Here is a 14,023-nt window from a genome sequence, read left to right as displayed (position 1 = left end):
GACGGTGGAGCCGGAGGACCCGACGCTCCCGCGTCGCCTCCCTCCTCCGCCTTGCCGGACTTGCCCCTCGACCCGCTCCTTCCTCCACCCCACCTATCCGCCCGACCTCCAAGCGCTGACGGGGCGAGCGGCGGACGTGTCCGGCGGTGCCCCGCGGATCGGGCAGACTGTCCGGATCCGCACGCGATCGGGAGCCCGCCGTGATCACACCCAACGGAGACCCGCTGGACCACCTCGACCACCTGGACCGCCCGGGGCCCGCCGTCCCGGGGCACACCGCGCTGGAACACGCCGCCCACGTCGACCCGCTGGCGGCCCTGCGGTCCCCTGACGAACCCGAGTACGACGTCTACCTCACGGGCACGGTCTTCCTCGACATCATCTTCACCGGCCTGGACACCGCCCCCGTACGGGGCACCGAGTCCTGGGCCAGGGGCATGGGGTCCAGCCCCGGCGGCATCGCCAACATGGCCTCCGCGCTGGCCCGGCTCGGGCTGCGCACCTCGCTCTCCGCGGCCTTCGGGGACGACCACTACGGCGAGTACTGCTGGGACGCGCTGGAACAAGGCGAGGGCATCGATCTCTCCCGCTCCCGCACCGTCCCCGGCTGGCACTCCCCGGTGACCGTCTCCATGGCGTACGAGGGCGAGCGCACGATGGTCTCGCACGGCCACGAGGCCCCGCCGCCGGAGGGCGCGCTGCCCGAGTGCCCGCCCCGTGCGCGAGCCGCCGTCGCCGCGCTCGCGCCCGGCCGGTGCGACGAGTGGATCGCCCACTCCGCCCACCACGGGACCCGGATCTTCGCCGACGTCGGCTGGGACGACACCGGCCGCTGGGACCTGGCCGGCCTCGCCGACCTGCGGTACTGCGAGGCGTTCCTGCCCAACGCCGAGGAGGCCATGCGCTACACCCGCACGGACTGCCCCCGGGCCGCCGCGCGGGCCCTCGCCGAGCAGGTGCCGGTGGCCGTCGTCACGCTGGGTTCGGAGGGCGCGTACGCCGTGGACGCGGCGACCGGCGAGACCGCCGAGGTCCCGGCGATCGCGGTGGCAGCCCTCGACCCGACGGGCGCCGGGGACGTCTTCGTCGCCGGGTTCGTCACCGGCACGCTGGCCGGCTGGCCGCTCGCCGACCGGCTGGCGTTCGCCGGGCTGACCGCCGCGCTCTCGGTCCAGGAGTTCGGCGGCTCGCTCTCCGCGCCCGGCTGGGCGGAGGTCGCGGCCTGGTGGAGTTACGTCCAGGGCTCCCCGGAGCAGGACCCGGCGGCGCTGCGGCGCTACGCCTTCCTGGCGGAACTGCTGCCCGCGCCGACCCGGCCGTGGCCGCTGCGCAGGGCCGTACCGACGATCGGCTTCGGCCGCTCGGGCTGATCCGGGGGGCCCGGCGCGCGGGCGGCTCACGGGAAGGCGCGGGGAAAAGCCCTAGGGCCTTGTCAGTGCGGGGTCGTACGCTGGTACTCCAGAGGTTGTCGAGCGGCGAGAACCCCGCAACGGGAGGTATGCGCAGGCCACACGGCCGGCCCATGACTCAGACACCCACAGTCCAGACCTCGGCGTCAGACCGGGGGCCCGCGACGGACGGGACCTCCGAGGAGGAGCAGGCACGCGCCCGGTGGACCGTCCCCGCCAAGCACCCCATGGTGACGGTTCTGGGCTCCGGAGACTCCCTGCTGAGAGTGATCGAGAAGGCGTTCCCGGCCGCCGACATCCATGTCCGGGGAAACGAGATCAGCGCGAGCGGCAGCGCGGCGGACGTCGCGCTCGTCCAGCGCCTGTTCGACGAGATGATGCTGGTGCTCCGCACCGGTCAGCCGATGACGGAGGACGCAGTGGAACGTTCGATCGCCATGCTCAGGGCGAGCGAGAACGGCGGCGCGGACGGTCCCGAGACGCCCGCCGAGGTGCTCACCCAGAACATTCTCTCCAGCCGGGGCCGCACGATCCGGCCCAAGACCCTCAACCAGAAGCGGTACGTCGACGCGATCGACCGGCACACGGTCGTCTTCGGCATCGGCCCGGCCGGTACCGGCAAGACGTACCTCGCCATGGCCAAGGCCGTCCAGGCCCTCCAGGCCAAGCAGGTCAACCGGATCATCCTGACCCGGCCGGCCGTCGAGGCGGGGGAAAGGCTCGGCTTCCTGCCCGGCACGCTCTACGAGAAGATCGACCCGTATCTGCGCCCGCTCTACGACGCGCTGCACGACATGCTCGACCCCGACTCGATCCCGCGGCTGATGGCGGCGGGCACGATCGAGGTCGCGCCCCTGGCGTACATGCGCGGACGCACGCTCAACGACGCGTTCATCATCCTGGACGAGGCGCAGAACACCAGCCCCGAGCAGATGAAGATGTTCCTCACCCGTCTCGGCTTCGAATCGAAGATCGTCATCACGGGCGATGTCACCCAGGTCGACCTGCCGAACGGCACGAAGAGCGGTCTGCGCCAGGTCCAGGACATCCTGGAGGGCGTGGAGGACGTCCACTTCTCCCGTCTCACCTCCCAGGATGTCGTACGGCACAAGCTCGTCGGCCGTATCGTCGACGCGTACGAGCAGTACGACAGCCACAACGGGAAGTAGACCAGAGCGCACCATGTCGATCGACGTCAACAACGAGTCAGGCACCGAGGTCGACGAGCAGGCGATTCTCGACGTCGCCCGCTACGCGCTCACCCGGATGCGCATCCACCCGCTCTCCGAGCTGTCGGTGATCGTGGTGGACGACGCCGCGATGGAGCAGCTCCACATCCAGTGGATGGACCTGCCGGGACCGACCGATGTCATGTCCTTCCCGATGGACGAGCTGCGTCCGCCGGTCAAGGACGACGAGGAGCCCCCGCAGGGGCTCCTCGGTGACATCGTGCTCTGCCCGGAGGTCGCCAAGCGGCAGGGCGAGGAAGCACCGACCCAGCACTCCATGGACGAGGAGCTCCAGCTCCTGACGGTCCACGGGGTGCTGCACCTCCTCGGGTACGACCACGAGCTGCCGGAGGAGAAGACCGAGATGTTCGGCCTCCAGGCCGCCATCGTCGACGGCTGGCGCGCCGAGCGGGGGCTCACCGGCCCGTCGCCCGCGCCCACGGTCTCATGACCGCGCAACTGATCGTCGGCGCCGTCGCGCTGGTCGTCATCGCGTGGCTCGCGGCGTCCGCCGAGGCGGGCATCGCACGCGTCTCCAGCTTCCGGGCCGCGGAGGCAGTACGGTCGGGGCGGCGCGGCGCGGCCAAGCTGGCCCAGGTCGCCGCCGACCCGACGCGCTACCTCAACGTGGCGCTGCTGGTGCGGGTCGCCTGCGAGATGGCGGCCGGGGTGCTGGTCACGTACGTCTGCCTGGAGGGGTTCCGGGAGACCTGGGCGGCGCTGCTCGTCGCCATCGGCGTGATGGTCCTCGTCTCCTATGTGGCGGTGGGCGTCTCGCCGCGCACCATCGGCCGCCAGCACCCGCTGAACACGGCGACCGCCTCGGCGTACGTCCTGCTGCCGCTGGCCAGGATCATGGGCCCGGTCCCGCAGCTCCTGATCCTCCTGGGCAACGCGCTCACCCCCGGCAAGGGCTTCCGCAAGGGCCCGTTCGCCAGCGAGGCCGAGCTGCGCGCCATGGTCGACCTCGCGGAGGCGGAGTCGCTCATCGAGGACGAGGAGCGCCGGATGGTGCACTCGGTCTTCGAACTGGGGGACACCCTCGTCCGCGAGGTGATGGTCCCGCGTACGGACCTGGTCTGCATCGAGCGGTACAAGACGATCCGTCAGGCGCTCACCCTGGCGCTGCGCTCGGGCTTCTCCCGTATCCCGGTGACAGGGGAGAACGAGGACGACATCGTCGGCATCGTCTATCTCAAGGACCTGGTCAGGAAGACCCACATCAACCGGGACTCCGAGGCCGACCTGGTCTCCACGGCGATGCGTCCCGCGGCGTTCGTGCCCGACACGAAGAACGCCGGGGATCTGCTGCGCGAGATGCAGCAGGAGCGCAGCCATGTCGCGGTCGTGATCGACGAGTACGGCGGCACGGCCGGGATCGTCACGATCGAGGACATCCTGGAGGAGATCGTCGGCGAGATCACCGACGAGTACGACCGTGAACTGCCCCCGGTCGAGGAGGTGGGCGACGGCTCCTACCGGGTCACGGCCCGGCTCGACATCGGGGACCTCGGGGACCTGTTCGGCCTCGACGAGTACGACGACGAGGACGTGGAAACGGTCGGCGGCCTGCTCGCGAAGGCACTGGGCCGGGTCCCGATCGCGGGCGCCACGGCCCGGATCGAACTCCCCGACGGCCGCACCCTGCGGCTGACGGCCGAGTCCCCGGCCGGCCGCCGCAACAAGATCGTCACGGTCCTCGCGGAGCCGGTCCGTGAGGAGGCCCCGGCCCCATGACCCCACGGGCGCTGACGGCCGGGGCGGTGCGTTCGTACTGCCTCGGCCTGAACGGGGCGTCGGAGGACACCCCGTTCCCGCGCAACGAGGAGCTGACGGTCTTCCGGGTCGGCGGCAAGATCTTCGCCTTCTGCGCGCTGGAGGAGACCCCGCTGACGATCTCCCTGAAGTGCGACCCGGAGGAGGCGCCGCGCCTGCGGGAGACCTACGAGGCGATCGTCCCCGGCTGGCACCTCAACAAGCGCCACTGGAACACGGTGACGGTGGCGGCACTCCCGGCGCGGATGGTCCGCGAGCTGATCGAGGACTCGTACGACCTGGTGGTGTCCGGCCTCCCGAAGGCCGAGCGCCTCCGCCTGGACCGCCCGTAACGGCCCGGCTGTCCTGACCCGCCGTGCCGGGCCGCGGGCGGCGGTCCCGGCTCCGCCGCCTGTGCGCGGAGCCTCCTGGCCCGGTTGCCTATGCTCTGGGACATGACCACCAACAGCGCTGACGCCGCCGGCCTCGACCCCGAGGACCGCAAGATCATTACCCTGGCCCGCTCCGCCCGCGCCCGGAACGGGGTGCCGGAGGGGGCGGCCGTGCGGGACGAGACCGGGCGGACGTATGTCGCCGGGAGCGTGGAGCTGGACTCCCTCAAGCTGAGCGCCCTCCGTACCGCCGTGGCGATGGCCGTGGCCAGCGGTGCCACCTCGCTGGAGGCGGCCGCCGTCGTCACCGACGCCGCGACCGCGTCCGACGAGGACCGGGCGGCTGTACGGGACCTCGGTGGCCCCGCGACCCCGGTCCTGGTGGCGGGAGCGGACGGCGCGCTGCGGGTGACGATCACGGCGGGTTGACGGCTCCGCGCGGCAAGCCGGCGGTGTGTTCGCGGGGTCGGCTGGTCGGCGGAGGGTGAAGGATCGGGGAGAATGGGCGCCATGAGCGCTCGTACCTCCTCTCCCGAGACTTCTCCCGAGTCGGCCGAAGCACCGCACCGGGCCGGCTTCGCCTGCTTCGTCGGTCGCCCCAACGCGGGCAAGTCCACCCTCACGAACGCTCTGGTCGGCCAGAAGGTGGCCATCACCTCGAACCGGCCGCAGACCACCCGGCACACGGTGCGCGGCATCGTGCACCGCCCCGAGGCGCAGCTCATCCTGGTGGACACCCCCGGGCTCCACAAGCCGCGCACCCTGCTCGGCGAGCGTCTCAACGACGTCGTGCGGACGACCTGGGCCGAGGTCGACGTGATCGGCTTCTGCCTGCCCGCCAACGAGAAGCTGGGCCCCGGTGACCGGTTCATCGCCAAGGAACTGGCCGGGATCAAGAAGACCCCGAAGGTCGCCGTCGTCACCAAGACCGATCTCGTCGACTCCAAGACGCTCGCCGAGCAGCTCATCGCGATCGACCGGCTCGGCGCGGAACTCGGCCTGGAGTGGGCGGAGATCGTCCCGGTCTCGGCGGTGGGCGACCAGCAGGTCGGCCTCCTCGCCGACCTCCTGGTCCCGCTGCTCCCGGAGAGCCCGCCGCTCTACCCGGAGGGCGACCTCACGGACGAGCCCGAGCAGGTCATGGTGGCCGAGCTGATCCGCGAGGCCGCGCTGGAGGGCGTACGGGACGAGCTGCCGCACTCGATCGCGGTGGTCGTCGAGGAGATGCTGCCCCGCGAGGACCGCCCGGCGGACAAGCCGCTGCTCGACATCCACGCGAACGTGTACATCGAGCGCCCGAGCCAGAAGGGGATCATCATCGGCCCCAAGGGCAAGCGGCTCAAGGAGGTCGGGACGAAGTCCCGCAAGCACATCGAGGCGCTGCTCGGTACGCCGGTCTTCCTCGACCTGCACGTGAAGGTCGCCAAGGACTGGCAGCGGGATCCCAAGCAGCTGCGCAAGCTCGGGTTCTGAGCGGTCCGAGGACGACGGCCGGAGGCCGGGGAGCGGTCGTCCGGTGGCTCAGGCGCCTTCCTTCAGGACGCGGGAGATCAGTTCGCGCTGGGCGTCCGTCAGGTGCGGGTCCGCGCAGTGGACCGTGCGGCCGTCGACCGTGATCGTGTAGGCGAAGCCGTCCGGGACGCCGGGGTGCGGGGCGGGGCCGCCGCCCGCGAGGGCCCGGTGGGCCAGGGCCTGCCAGTAGGTCGCGTCGGGCAGGGGCGCGGTGTCGATCTCGGCCGTTCGCTCGATGCCGGCGAAGCCGCCCGTACGCCGTACTTGGATACGCATGGGTCCTGTCTAGTACCTGACGGGCGGCAGCGGTAGCCGCCGCCCGCGCACCGGTGACGGAGAGATCAGCTCGTGGGGACCCCGACCTGGGACCACGCCTTGACCACGGCCTCATGCTCCGCCGCCGCCCCGTAGCGGGCTTGCGCCGCCGCGACCGTCAGCCTGGCGAAGTCCGCGAAGTCCGCGTCGATCTCCAGCTCGCCGCCGGTGAGCACGTCGAACCAGATCTGGCCCGCCCGCTCCCAGGCCTTGCCGCCGAGCTGGGTGGCCAGCAGGTAGAACGCGTGGTTCGGGATACCGGAGTTGATGTGTACCCCGCCGTTGTCCCGGCTGGTCCGTACGTAGTCGTCCATGGTGGCCGGCTGCGGGTCCTTGCCGAGGACGTCGTCGTCGTACGCCGTGCCCGGGGCCTTCATGGAGCGCAGCGCGACGCCCTGGACGCGCGGTGCGAGCAGGCCCTCGCCGATGAGCCAGTCCGCCTGGTCCGCGGTCTGGTCCAGGGTGTACTGCTTGACCAGCGTGCCGAAGACGTCCGACACGGACTCGTTGAGCGCGCCCGACTGGCCGTAGTAGGCGAGGTTGGCCGTGTACTGGGTGAGGCCATGCGTCAGCTCGTGGCCGATCACATCCACCGGGAGGGTGAAGTCGAGGAAGATCTCCCCGTCGCCGTCCCCGAAGACCATCTGCTCGCCGTCCCAGAAGGCGTTCCCGTAGTCGCGGTCGTAGTGCACGCTGGCGACGAGTGGCAGCCCCGCGCCGTCCAGCGAGTCGCGGCCGTACGCCGAGAGCAGCAGCTCGAACGTGGAGCCGAGCCCGCCGTACGCGCGGTTGACGGTGGCGTCCTGGCCCGGTTCCGCGCCCTCCTCGCGGACCTCCGTGCCCGGCAGCGCCGTGCCGTTCCGGCAGTCGTAGATGGTGCGGTCGGGGGCGCCCGTCGCGGCGCCCTCCGGCGCGGTGGCCGGGCGCGCGGCCACGGCGGTCAGCCGGCGCCGGGTGCGCTGCGCGGAGTCCGCCTCCAGGGTGCGGCGGGCGGGCCCGGAGACCGCGGGGTCGTCGGCCTGCGCGAGCTTGTCGAGTACGTGCGGCGGCACGATGGTGCAGAAGACCGGTGTGATGGCGTCCATGACAGCAATGTGGCAGCCCGTCACAGCCTTGTCACCCATTGCGACAGTCTTTGCTGAAATAGAGTGATCCGGGTCGGTGTGGTCGTCATATGATTCCGCATGCTGATACGAGGCGGCGCCCGTACCGCGCCGTCTGTTACGTTGCTGCACATCATGCGTTTCGGGCTGCTTCTCCTTAGCTGCCGCGGCGAGGGCCTGTAGTCGTAGGCCGACCCCCTCCCCGCGGAGTTCTGGCGTTGCGGTGATCGCGCCCCCGTCGGCCGTCCCAGTGGACACACGAGGAGCCCCACGCAATGTCTGCACCTTCTGTCGGTCGCCCCACGCCCCTCACCAACGCGACCCGCACCCAGCGCCCGTCCGGGATGCCGATCCACAAGTACGGCCGCTACGAGGCCGTGGACATTCCCGACCGCACCTGGCCGGACAACCGGATCACCGCCGCCCCCCGCTGGCTCTCCACCGATCTGCGCGACGGCAACCAGGCGCTGATCGACCCCATGTCGCCGGCGCGCAAGCGCGAGATGTTCGACCTGCTGGTCCGCATGGGCTACAAGGAGATCGAGGTCGGCTTCCCGGCCTCCGGTGAGACCGACTTCGCGTTCGTACGGTCGATCATCGAAGAGGGCGCGATCCCCGAGGACGTGACGATCTCCGTCCTGACCCAGGCGCGCGAAGAGCTGATCGAGCGCACCGTCGAGGCGCTGCGCGGCGCGCACCGCGCCACCGTCCACCTCTACAACGCCACCGCCCCCACCTTCCGCCGGGTCGTCTTCCGCGGCACGAAGGAGCAGGTCAAGCAGATCGCCGTGGACGGCACCCGGCTGGTCATGGAGTACGCGGAGAAGATCCTCGGCCCCGAGACCACCTTCGGCTACCAGTACAGCCCGGAGATCTTCACCGACACCGAGCTGGACTTCGCCCTGGAGGTCTGCGAGGCGGTCATGGACGTCTGGCAGCCCGAGGCCGGCCGCGAGATCATCCTCAACCTGCCCGCCACCGTCGAACGCTCGACGCCCTCCACCCACGCGGACCGCTTCGAGTGGATGTCCCGCAACCTCTCCCGCCGCGAGCACGTCTGTCTGTCCGTGCACCCGCACAACGACCGCGGCACGGCCGTCGCCGCCGCCGAACTGGCGCTGATGGCCGGCGCCGACCGGATCGAGGGGTGCCTGTTCGGCCAGGGCGAGCGCACCGGCAACGTGGACCTGGTGACGCTGGGCATGAACCTCTTCTCCCAGGGCGTCGACCCGCAGATCGACTTCTCGCGGATCGACGAGGTCCGCCGTACCAGCGAGTACTGCAACCAGATGGAGGTCCACCCGCGCCACCCCTACGTGGGCGACCTGGTCTACACGTCCTTCTCCGGCTCCCACCAGGACGCCATCAAGAAGGGCTTCGACGCCCGCGAGGCCGACGCCGCGGCGCGCGGCAAGTCCGTCGACGAGATCGAGTGGGCCGTGCCGTACCTGCCGATCGACCCGAAGGACGTGGGCCGGTCCTACGAGGCGGTCATCCGCGTCAACTCGCAGTCCGGCAAGGGCGGTGTCGCGTACGTCCTGAAGAACGACCACAAGCTGGACCTGCCGCGCCGGATGCAGATCGAGTTCTCCCGCATCATTCAGGCCAAGACCGACGCCGAGGGCGGCGAGGTCACCCCTGCCCAGATCTGGTCGGTCTTCCGGGACGAGTACCTGCCCAACGCGGAGAACGCCTGGGGCCGGATCCAGCTCCGCTCGGGGCAGAGCACGACCGACACGGACGGCAAGGACACCCTGACCGTCCAGGCTGTCGTGGACGGTACGGAGACGGTCCTGACCGGCACCGGAAACGGTCCGATCTCGGCCTTCTTCGAGGCCCTGGCGGCGGTCGGGGTGGACGCCCGGCTGCTGGACTACCAGGAGCACACCATGAGCGAGGGCGCGAGCGCGCAGGCCGCCTCGTACATCGAGTGCGCGATCGACGGAAAGGTGCTGTGGGGCATCGGCATCGACGCCAACACCACCCGCGCGTCACTCAAGGCGGTCATCTCCGCGGTGAACCGCGCGACCCGCTGACCCACCGGGACACCCGCGCGACCCCGCCCGGAGTCCCGCGCTGACCTGAGCCTTTCCCGGACCCCGCCCCCGTACGCAAGGGGCGGGGTTCGGCCATGTCATGGCGATCTCACGCCACGGTACTGACGCCGTCGCGGAGATGTGGCTAACATCACGTCAGCGCGGCGGATCCACGTCCTGATTTCCTGAAAGGGCGCGGAGACGAAGCGGAGTGCAGTGCAACGAAGCGCTGCCGAGGCGTTACGGAGGTGCGCGACGTGCTGCCAGCTCAAGGACCACGCGGCCGAAAACCGCGCCTCTGCGGCATTCGCACGTCGTGGACCACGGTCGGTGACGGCGAGTTCTTCTGCCCCGACTGCGGTGGCGACCGCAACTACCGCCGCCGTACCGGCCGTCGCCGCTTCACCGTGCTCGGCATCCCGCTGCTCTCGCGCGGCAGCGCCGGACCCGTGGTCGAGTGCGCCGCCTGCCACGCCCACTTCGGTACGGACGCGCTGGACCACCCCACCACCCTCCGCTTCTCCGCGATGCTGCGCGACGGCGTCCACACGGTCGCGCTCGCGGTCCTCGCGGCCGGCGGCACCTCGTCCCGTACGGTCCGGGAGACCGCCGTTCTCACGGTGCGCGCGGCCGGGTTCGAGGAGTGCACCGAGGACCGGCTGACGGACCTGGTCGAGGCGCTGGCCGCCGACACCGGCCGCTTCGTCATCGACGCGGGCCCCTTCGGCGCCGCGCTCGCCATCGAGCTGCACGAGGCGCTGGAGCCGCTCGCGCCCCATCTCGCCCCGGCGGGACGGGAGTCGATCCTGCTCCAGGGCGCCAGGATCGCCCTGGCGGACGGGGTCTACAGCCCGGCCGAGCGCGAGGTGCTGAGCATCGTCGGCGGCGCGCTCCAGCTCCGCGCGGACGACACGGCCCGCCTGCTGCTGGCCGCGTCGGGAACGCCTTCCTGAGGGTTCCCGAGGGCGGCCCGAGGGCTCCGGCGCGGCGCGTACGGTCCGTGGCCGCGACCGCACGCACACGAGGGGAACAGGCGTCCGCGCATGCGGGAGAATGGCGTCATGAGTCTGTTCCGGGACGACGGCGTCGTGCTGCGCACCCAGAAGCTCGGTGAGGCCGACCGCATCATCACGCTTCTGACCCGCGGCCACGGCCGCGTCCGCGCCGTCGCCCGGGGGGTACGGCGGACCAAGTCCAAGTTCGGGGCGCGGCTGGAGCCGTTCTCCCACGTCGACGTGCAGTTCTTCGCCCGCGGCAGCGAGCTGATCGGGCGCGGCCTGCCGCTGTGCACGCAGAGCGAGACCATCGCCCCGTACGGTGGCGGGATCGTCTCCGACTACGCCCGCTACACCGCCGGCACCGCGATGCTGGAGACCGCAGAGCGGTTCACCGACCACGAGGGCGAGCCGGCCGTCCAGCAGTACCTGCTGCTCGTCGGCGGGCTGCGCACCCTCTCCCGGGGGGAGCACGCGCCCCATCTGATCCTGGACGCCTTCCTGCTGCGCTCCCTCGCCGTCAACGGCTACGCGCCGAGCTTCGACGACTGCGCGCGGTGCGGACTGCACGGCCCCAACCGGTTCTTCTCCGTCGCCTCGGGCGGGATCGTCTGCGGCGACTGCCGGGCGCCCGGCAGCGTCGTACCCTCTGCTGAGGCCGTCGGGCTGCTCAGCGCGCTGCTGACCGGGGACTGGGCGACGGCCGACGCGTGCGAGGCGCGCCATGTCAGGGAGGGCAGCGGGCTGGTGTCCGCCTATCTGCACTGGCATCTGGAGCGCGGCCTGCGCTCCCTCAGATACGTGGAGAAGAGCTAGCCCGGTCAGGGAGAAGCCGGCCCGGGAAGAACCAGCCGTCAGAGCAGAACGCAGAATCACGAGGAGACGAGAAGCGCATGGCACGACGCGGAATCCTGGGACGCTCCCGCCGCGAGTACAAGACACCGGAGCCGCACCCGTCGGGCGCGGTGCCGCCGAAGATCCCCGGCGAGCTGGTGCCGAAGCACGTGGCCTGCGTCATGGACGGGAACGGCCGCTGGGCCAAGGAGCGCGGGCTGCCGCGCACCGAGGGCCACAAGGTGGGCGAGGGCGTCGTCCTGGACGTGCTCAAGGGCTGCCTGGAGATGGGCGTCAAGAACCTCTCCCTGTTCGCCTTCTCGACCGAGAACTGGAAGCGCACGCCCGACGAGGTGCGCTTCCTGATGAACTTCAACCGCGATGTCATCCGCCGTCGCCGTGACGAGATGGACGAGCTGGGGATCCGGATCCGCTGGGTCGGCCGGATGCCCAAGATGTGGAAGTCGGTCGTCCAGGAGCTCCAGGTCGCCCAGGAGCAGACCAAGGACAACGACGCCATGACGCTCTACTTCTGCGTCAACTACGGCGGTCGCGCGGAGATCGCCGACGCGGCGCGGGCACTCGCGGCCGATGTCGCGTCGGGCAAGCTCGACCCGGGCAAGGTCAACGAGAAGACCTTCGCCAAGTACATGTACTACCCGGACATGCCGGACGTGGATCTCTTCCTGCGGCCGAGCGGTGAGCAGCGTACGTCCAACTACCTGATCTGGCAGAGCAGTTACGCGGAGATGGTCTTCCAGGACGTGCTGTGGCCGGACTTCGACCGGCGGGACCTGTGGCGGGCCTGCCTGGAGTACGCGTCCAGGGACCGCCGCTTCGGCGGGGCGCTGCCCAACGAGATGGGCGACATGGACGTTCCGGAACAGGCCGAACAGGCCGAGCAGGCGTAGCGGGCGTAGCGGGCCGGAAAGAGGGTGGTGGGGCCCGGCGCGACGGCCGGGCCCCACCACCCTCGACTCCTGTTCAGTTCTTGGTGGCCGCAGCCGCGCACTCCGCGCAGGTGCCGAAGATCTCCACCGTGTGTGCCACGCTCACATAGCCGTGCTGCGCGGCGACCGTCTCCGCCCACTGCTCGACGGCGGGGCCCTCGACCTCGACCGCCTTGCCGCAGATCCGGCAGACGAGATGGTGGTGGTGGTCGCCGGTCGAGCAGCGCCGGTAGACCGATTCGCCGTCGTTCGTGCGCAGGACGTCGACCTCGCCGGCGTCGGCGAGCGACTGGAGCGTGCGGTAGACCGTGGTCAGACCGACCGAGTCGCCCCGGTGTTTGAGCATGTCGTGGAGATCCTGAGCGCTGCGGAACTCGTCCACCTCGTCGAGCGCCGCCGCCACCGCGGCGCGCTGGCGGGTCGATCGGCCGCGCACGGGGGCCGCGCTCGGTCCGCCGCTGGGCGCAGTCGTCACAGGTGCCTCCTTGCCTCTGCCCGTGTCCCTCGGGCGTTGCCCGCTTGTTCTACGGGCCCATTCTGCCAGTCCGGGACCGGCTCGCGGTCATGCCGGGGCGTCCTCCGTGGGTCGCCGGGCACCGGGAACGTCCGGGGCGCCCGCCGGGTCCGGCCCGGTTCCGGCCGCCTGTACGAGGCCCGCTTCCGCGTTCCGCAGCGCGCGGGCCCGGCGTCGCGCCAGCGGCGTCGCGAGCGCGGTCAGGAGCACGAAGACGCCGATCGCGATCAGCACGATCGTCGCGCCGGGCGGTACGTCCTGGTAGTACGAGGTGACCGTGCCGGCCACCGTCACCGCCGTACCGATCACGACGGCCAGCACGAAGGTGACCACGAACGAGCGCGTGACCTGCTGCGCCGCCGCCACCGGCACCACCATCAGCGCGCTGACCAGCAGCAGCCCCACCACCCGCATGGCGACCGTGACCGTCACGGCGGCCGTCACCGCGATCAGCAGGTTCAGGGCGCGCACGGGCAGCCCGGTGACCCGGGCGAACTCCTCGTCCTGGCTGACGGCGAAGAGCTGCCGCCGCAGCCCCACCGTGACCAGCACCACAAAACCGGCGAGCAGCGAGATCGCGGTGACGTCGGACGGCGAGACCGTCGAGAGCGAACCGAAGAGGTACGAACTGAGGTTGGCGTTGGAGCCGTTCGGCGCGAGGTTGATCAGCAGCACCCCGCCCGCCATACCGCCGTAGAAGAGCATCGCCAGCGCGATGTCGCCGCGGGTGCGGCCGTACGCCCTGATCAGCTCCATCGTGACGGCGCCGGCGACCGCGACGAGGGTGGCCATCCAGATGGGGCTGGTGGAGAGCAGGAAGCCCAGACCGACGCCGGTCATCGCCACATGGCCGATTCCGTCGCCCATCAGGGCCTGGCGGCGCTGGACGAGATAGATGCCGACGGCGGGCGCGGTGACGCCGACCAGGACGGCGGCGATCAGCGCCCGCTGCATGAGGGCGGTCTCAAGGATTTCCATG

At 71.0% G+C, this 14,023-nt stretch carries 15 protein-coding genes; 11 read left to right on the top strand and 4 right to left on the bottom strand.

Annotated elements, in window-relative coordinates; genetic code table 11:
• Positions 1-242: 242 nt before the first annotated feature.
• The 7 genes from AB0P17_RS33585 (at position 243) to era (ending at position 6,258) form a co-directional block, all read left to right on the top strand.
• A complete protein-coding gene (locus AB0P17_RS33585; protein ID WP_365816985.1) occupies positions 243-1,370 on the top strand; it encodes a PfkB family carbohydrate kinase in 1,128 nt (375 codons plus the stop codon).
• 152 nt (positions 1,371-1,522) lie between these two features.
• A complete protein-coding gene (locus AB0P17_RS33580; RefSeq protein ID WP_365816979.1) occupies positions 1,523-2,578 on the top strand; it encodes a PhoH family protein in 1,056 nt (351 codons plus the stop codon).
• Between the two features lie 13 nt (positions 2,579-2,591).
• Complete coding sequence (gene ybeY / locus AB0P17_RS33575; protein WP_365816977.1) at positions 2,592-3,089, top strand: rRNA maturation RNase YbeY; 498 nt, start codon at positions 2,592-2,594, stop codon at positions 3,087-3,089.
• The gene (locus AB0P17_RS33570; RefSeq protein ID WP_365816975.1) at positions 3,086-4,375 is read left to right on the top strand and encodes a hemolysin family protein; all 1,290 of its coding nucleotides are present in this window, start codon (positions 3,086-3,088) and stop codon (positions 4,373-4,375) included. Before ybeY ends, AB0P17_RS33570 begins: the two co-directional genes overlap by 4 nt.
• Positions 4,372-4,746, top strand: coding sequence for an MmcQ/YjbR family DNA-binding protein (locus AB0P17_RS33565; protein ID WP_365816973.1), 375 nt, complete (start codon positions 4,372-4,374; stop codon positions 4,744-4,746). Before AB0P17_RS33570 ends, AB0P17_RS33565 begins: the two co-directional genes overlap by 4 nt.
• Before the next feature lie 102 nt (positions 4,747-4,848).
• Positions 4,849-5,214, top strand: a complete 366-nt coding sequence (locus AB0P17_RS33560; RefSeq protein WP_365816971.1) for a cytidine deaminase — start codon at positions 4,849-4,851, stop codon at positions 5,212-5,214.
• Between the two features lie 72 nt (positions 5,215-5,286).
• A complete protein-coding gene (gene era / locus AB0P17_RS33555; RefSeq protein WP_365816969.1) occupies positions 5,287-6,258 on the top strand; it encodes a GTPase Era in 972 nt (323 codons plus the stop codon).
• Between the two features lie 48 nt (positions 6,259-6,306).
• Here the strand turns inward: era and AB0P17_RS33550 are convergent, their stop codons facing one another.
• Together AB0P17_RS33550 and AB0P17_RS33545 are read right to left on the bottom strand one after the other, a co-directional pair.
• The gene (locus AB0P17_RS33550; protein WP_365816967.1) at positions 6,307-6,573 is read right to left on the bottom strand and encodes a protealysin inhibitor emfourin; all 267 of its coding nucleotides are present in this window, start codon (positions 6,571-6,573) and stop codon (positions 6,307-6,309) included.
• A 65-nt stretch (positions 6,574-6,638) separates the two neighbouring features.
• Positions 6,639-7,697 carry a M4 family metallopeptidase gene (locus AB0P17_RS33545; RefSeq protein WP_365816965.1) on the bottom strand — a complete coding sequence of 353 codons (1,059 nt, stop codon included), beginning with the start codon at positions 7,695-7,697 and terminating at the stop codon, positions 6,639-6,641.
• Between the two features lie 293 nt (positions 7,698-7,990).
• On the opposite strand from AB0P17_RS33545, the gene leuA reads away from it, so the two are divergent.
• The 4 genes from leuA (at position 7,991) to AB0P17_RS33525 (ending at position 12,491) form a co-directional block, all read left to right on the top strand.
• Positions 7,991-9,751 carry a 2-isopropylmalate synthase gene (gene leuA / locus AB0P17_RS33540; protein ID WP_365816963.1) on the top strand — a complete coding sequence of 587 codons (1,761 nt, stop codon included), beginning with the start codon at positions 7,991-7,993 and terminating at the stop codon, positions 9,749-9,751.
• Positions 9,752-10,008: 257 nt separating this feature from the next.
• Complete coding sequence (locus tag AB0P17_RS33535) at positions 10,009-10,704, top strand: TerB family tellurite resistance protein (RefSeq protein ID WP_365816961.1); 696 nt, start codon at positions 10,009-10,011, stop codon at positions 10,702-10,704.
• Positions 10,705-10,812: 108 nt separating this feature from the next.
• The gene (gene recO, locus AB0P17_RS33530; RefSeq protein ID WP_365816959.1) at positions 10,813-11,562 is read left to right on the top strand and encodes a DNA repair protein RecO; all 750 of its coding nucleotides are present in this window, start codon (positions 10,813-10,815) and stop codon (positions 11,560-11,562) included.
• 77 nt (positions 11,563-11,639) lie between these two features.
• Positions 11,640-12,491 carry an isoprenyl transferase gene (locus AB0P17_RS33525; protein ID WP_365816957.1) on the top strand — a complete coding sequence of 284 codons (852 nt, stop codon included), beginning with the start codon at positions 11,640-11,642 and terminating at the stop codon, positions 12,489-12,491.
• A gap of 73 nt (positions 12,492-12,564) precedes the next feature.
• On the opposite strand, the gene AB0P17_RS33520 is transcribed toward AB0P17_RS33525, so the two are convergent.
• Together AB0P17_RS33520 and AB0P17_RS33515 are read right to left on the bottom strand one after the other, a co-directional pair.
• Positions 12,565-13,005 (bottom strand): transcriptional repressor, encoded by a 441-nt coding sequence (locus AB0P17_RS33520; protein WP_365816955.1) that lies wholly within the window; start codon positions 13,003-13,005, stop codon positions 12,565-12,567.
• Positions 13,006-13,092: 87 nt separating this feature from the next.
• Entirely contained in the window at positions 13,093-14,022 is a 930-nt protein-coding gene (locus AB0P17_RS33515) for a metal ABC transporter permease (RefSeq protein ID WP_365816953.1), read from the bottom strand.
• Position 14,023: the final 1 nt, after the last annotated feature.

Origin of the sequence: Streptomyces sp. NPDC088124, from assembly GCF_040685895.1 — a bacterium.
Taxonomy (GTDB): domain Bacteria; phylum Actinomycetota; class Actinomycetes; order Streptomycetales; family Streptomycetaceae; genus Streptomyces.
The sequence above is the reverse complement of the archived record's forward strand: the minus strand, read 5'-3'. Positions and strand labels throughout refer to the sequence as shown.

Coding starts and splice junctions, on each gene's coding strand:
- AB0P17_RS33515 (WP_365816953.1), bottom strand. CDS start 14,022: ATGGAAATCCTTGAGACCGCCCTCATGCAGCGGGCGCTGATCGCCGCC.
- AB0P17_RS33550 (WP_365816967.1), bottom strand. CDS start 6,573: ATGCGTATCCAAGTACGGCGTACGGGCGGCTTCGCCGGCATCGAGCGA.
- recO (WP_365816959.1), top strand. CDS start 10,813: ATGAGTCTGTTCCGGGACGACGGCGTCGTGCTGCGCACCCAGAAGCTC.
- AB0P17_RS33560 (WP_365816971.1), top strand. CDS start 4,849: ATGACCACCAACAGCGCTGACGCCGCCGGCCTCGACCCCGAGGACCGC.
- AB0P17_RS33565 (WP_365816973.1), top strand. CDS start 4,372: ATGACCCCACGGGCGCTGACGGCCGGGGCGGTGCGTTCGTACTGCCTC.
- leuA (WP_365816963.1), top strand. CDS start 7,991: ATGTCTGCACCTTCTGTCGGTCGCCCCACGCCCCTCACCAACGCGACC.
- AB0P17_RS33570 (WP_365816975.1), top strand. CDS start 3,086: ATGACCGCGCAACTGATCGTCGGCGCCGTCGCGCTGGTCGTCATCGCG.
- ybeY (WP_365816977.1), top strand. CDS start 2,592: ATGTCGATCGACGTCAACAACGAGTCAGGCACCGAGGTCGACGAGCAG.
- AB0P17_RS33525 (WP_365816957.1), top strand. CDS start 11,640: ATGGCACGACGCGGAATCCTGGGACGCTCCCGCCGCGAGTACAAGACA.
- AB0P17_RS33580 (WP_365816979.1), top strand. CDS start 1,523: ATGACTCAGACACCCACAGTCCAGACCTCGGCGTCAGACCGGGGGCCC.
- AB0P17_RS33545 (WP_365816965.1), bottom strand. CDS start 7,697: ATGGACGCCATCACACCGGTCTTCTGCACCATCGTGCCGCCGCACGTA.
- era (WP_365816969.1), top strand. CDS start 5,287: ATGGGCGCCATGAGCGCTCGTACCTCCTCTCCCGAGACTTCTCCCGAG.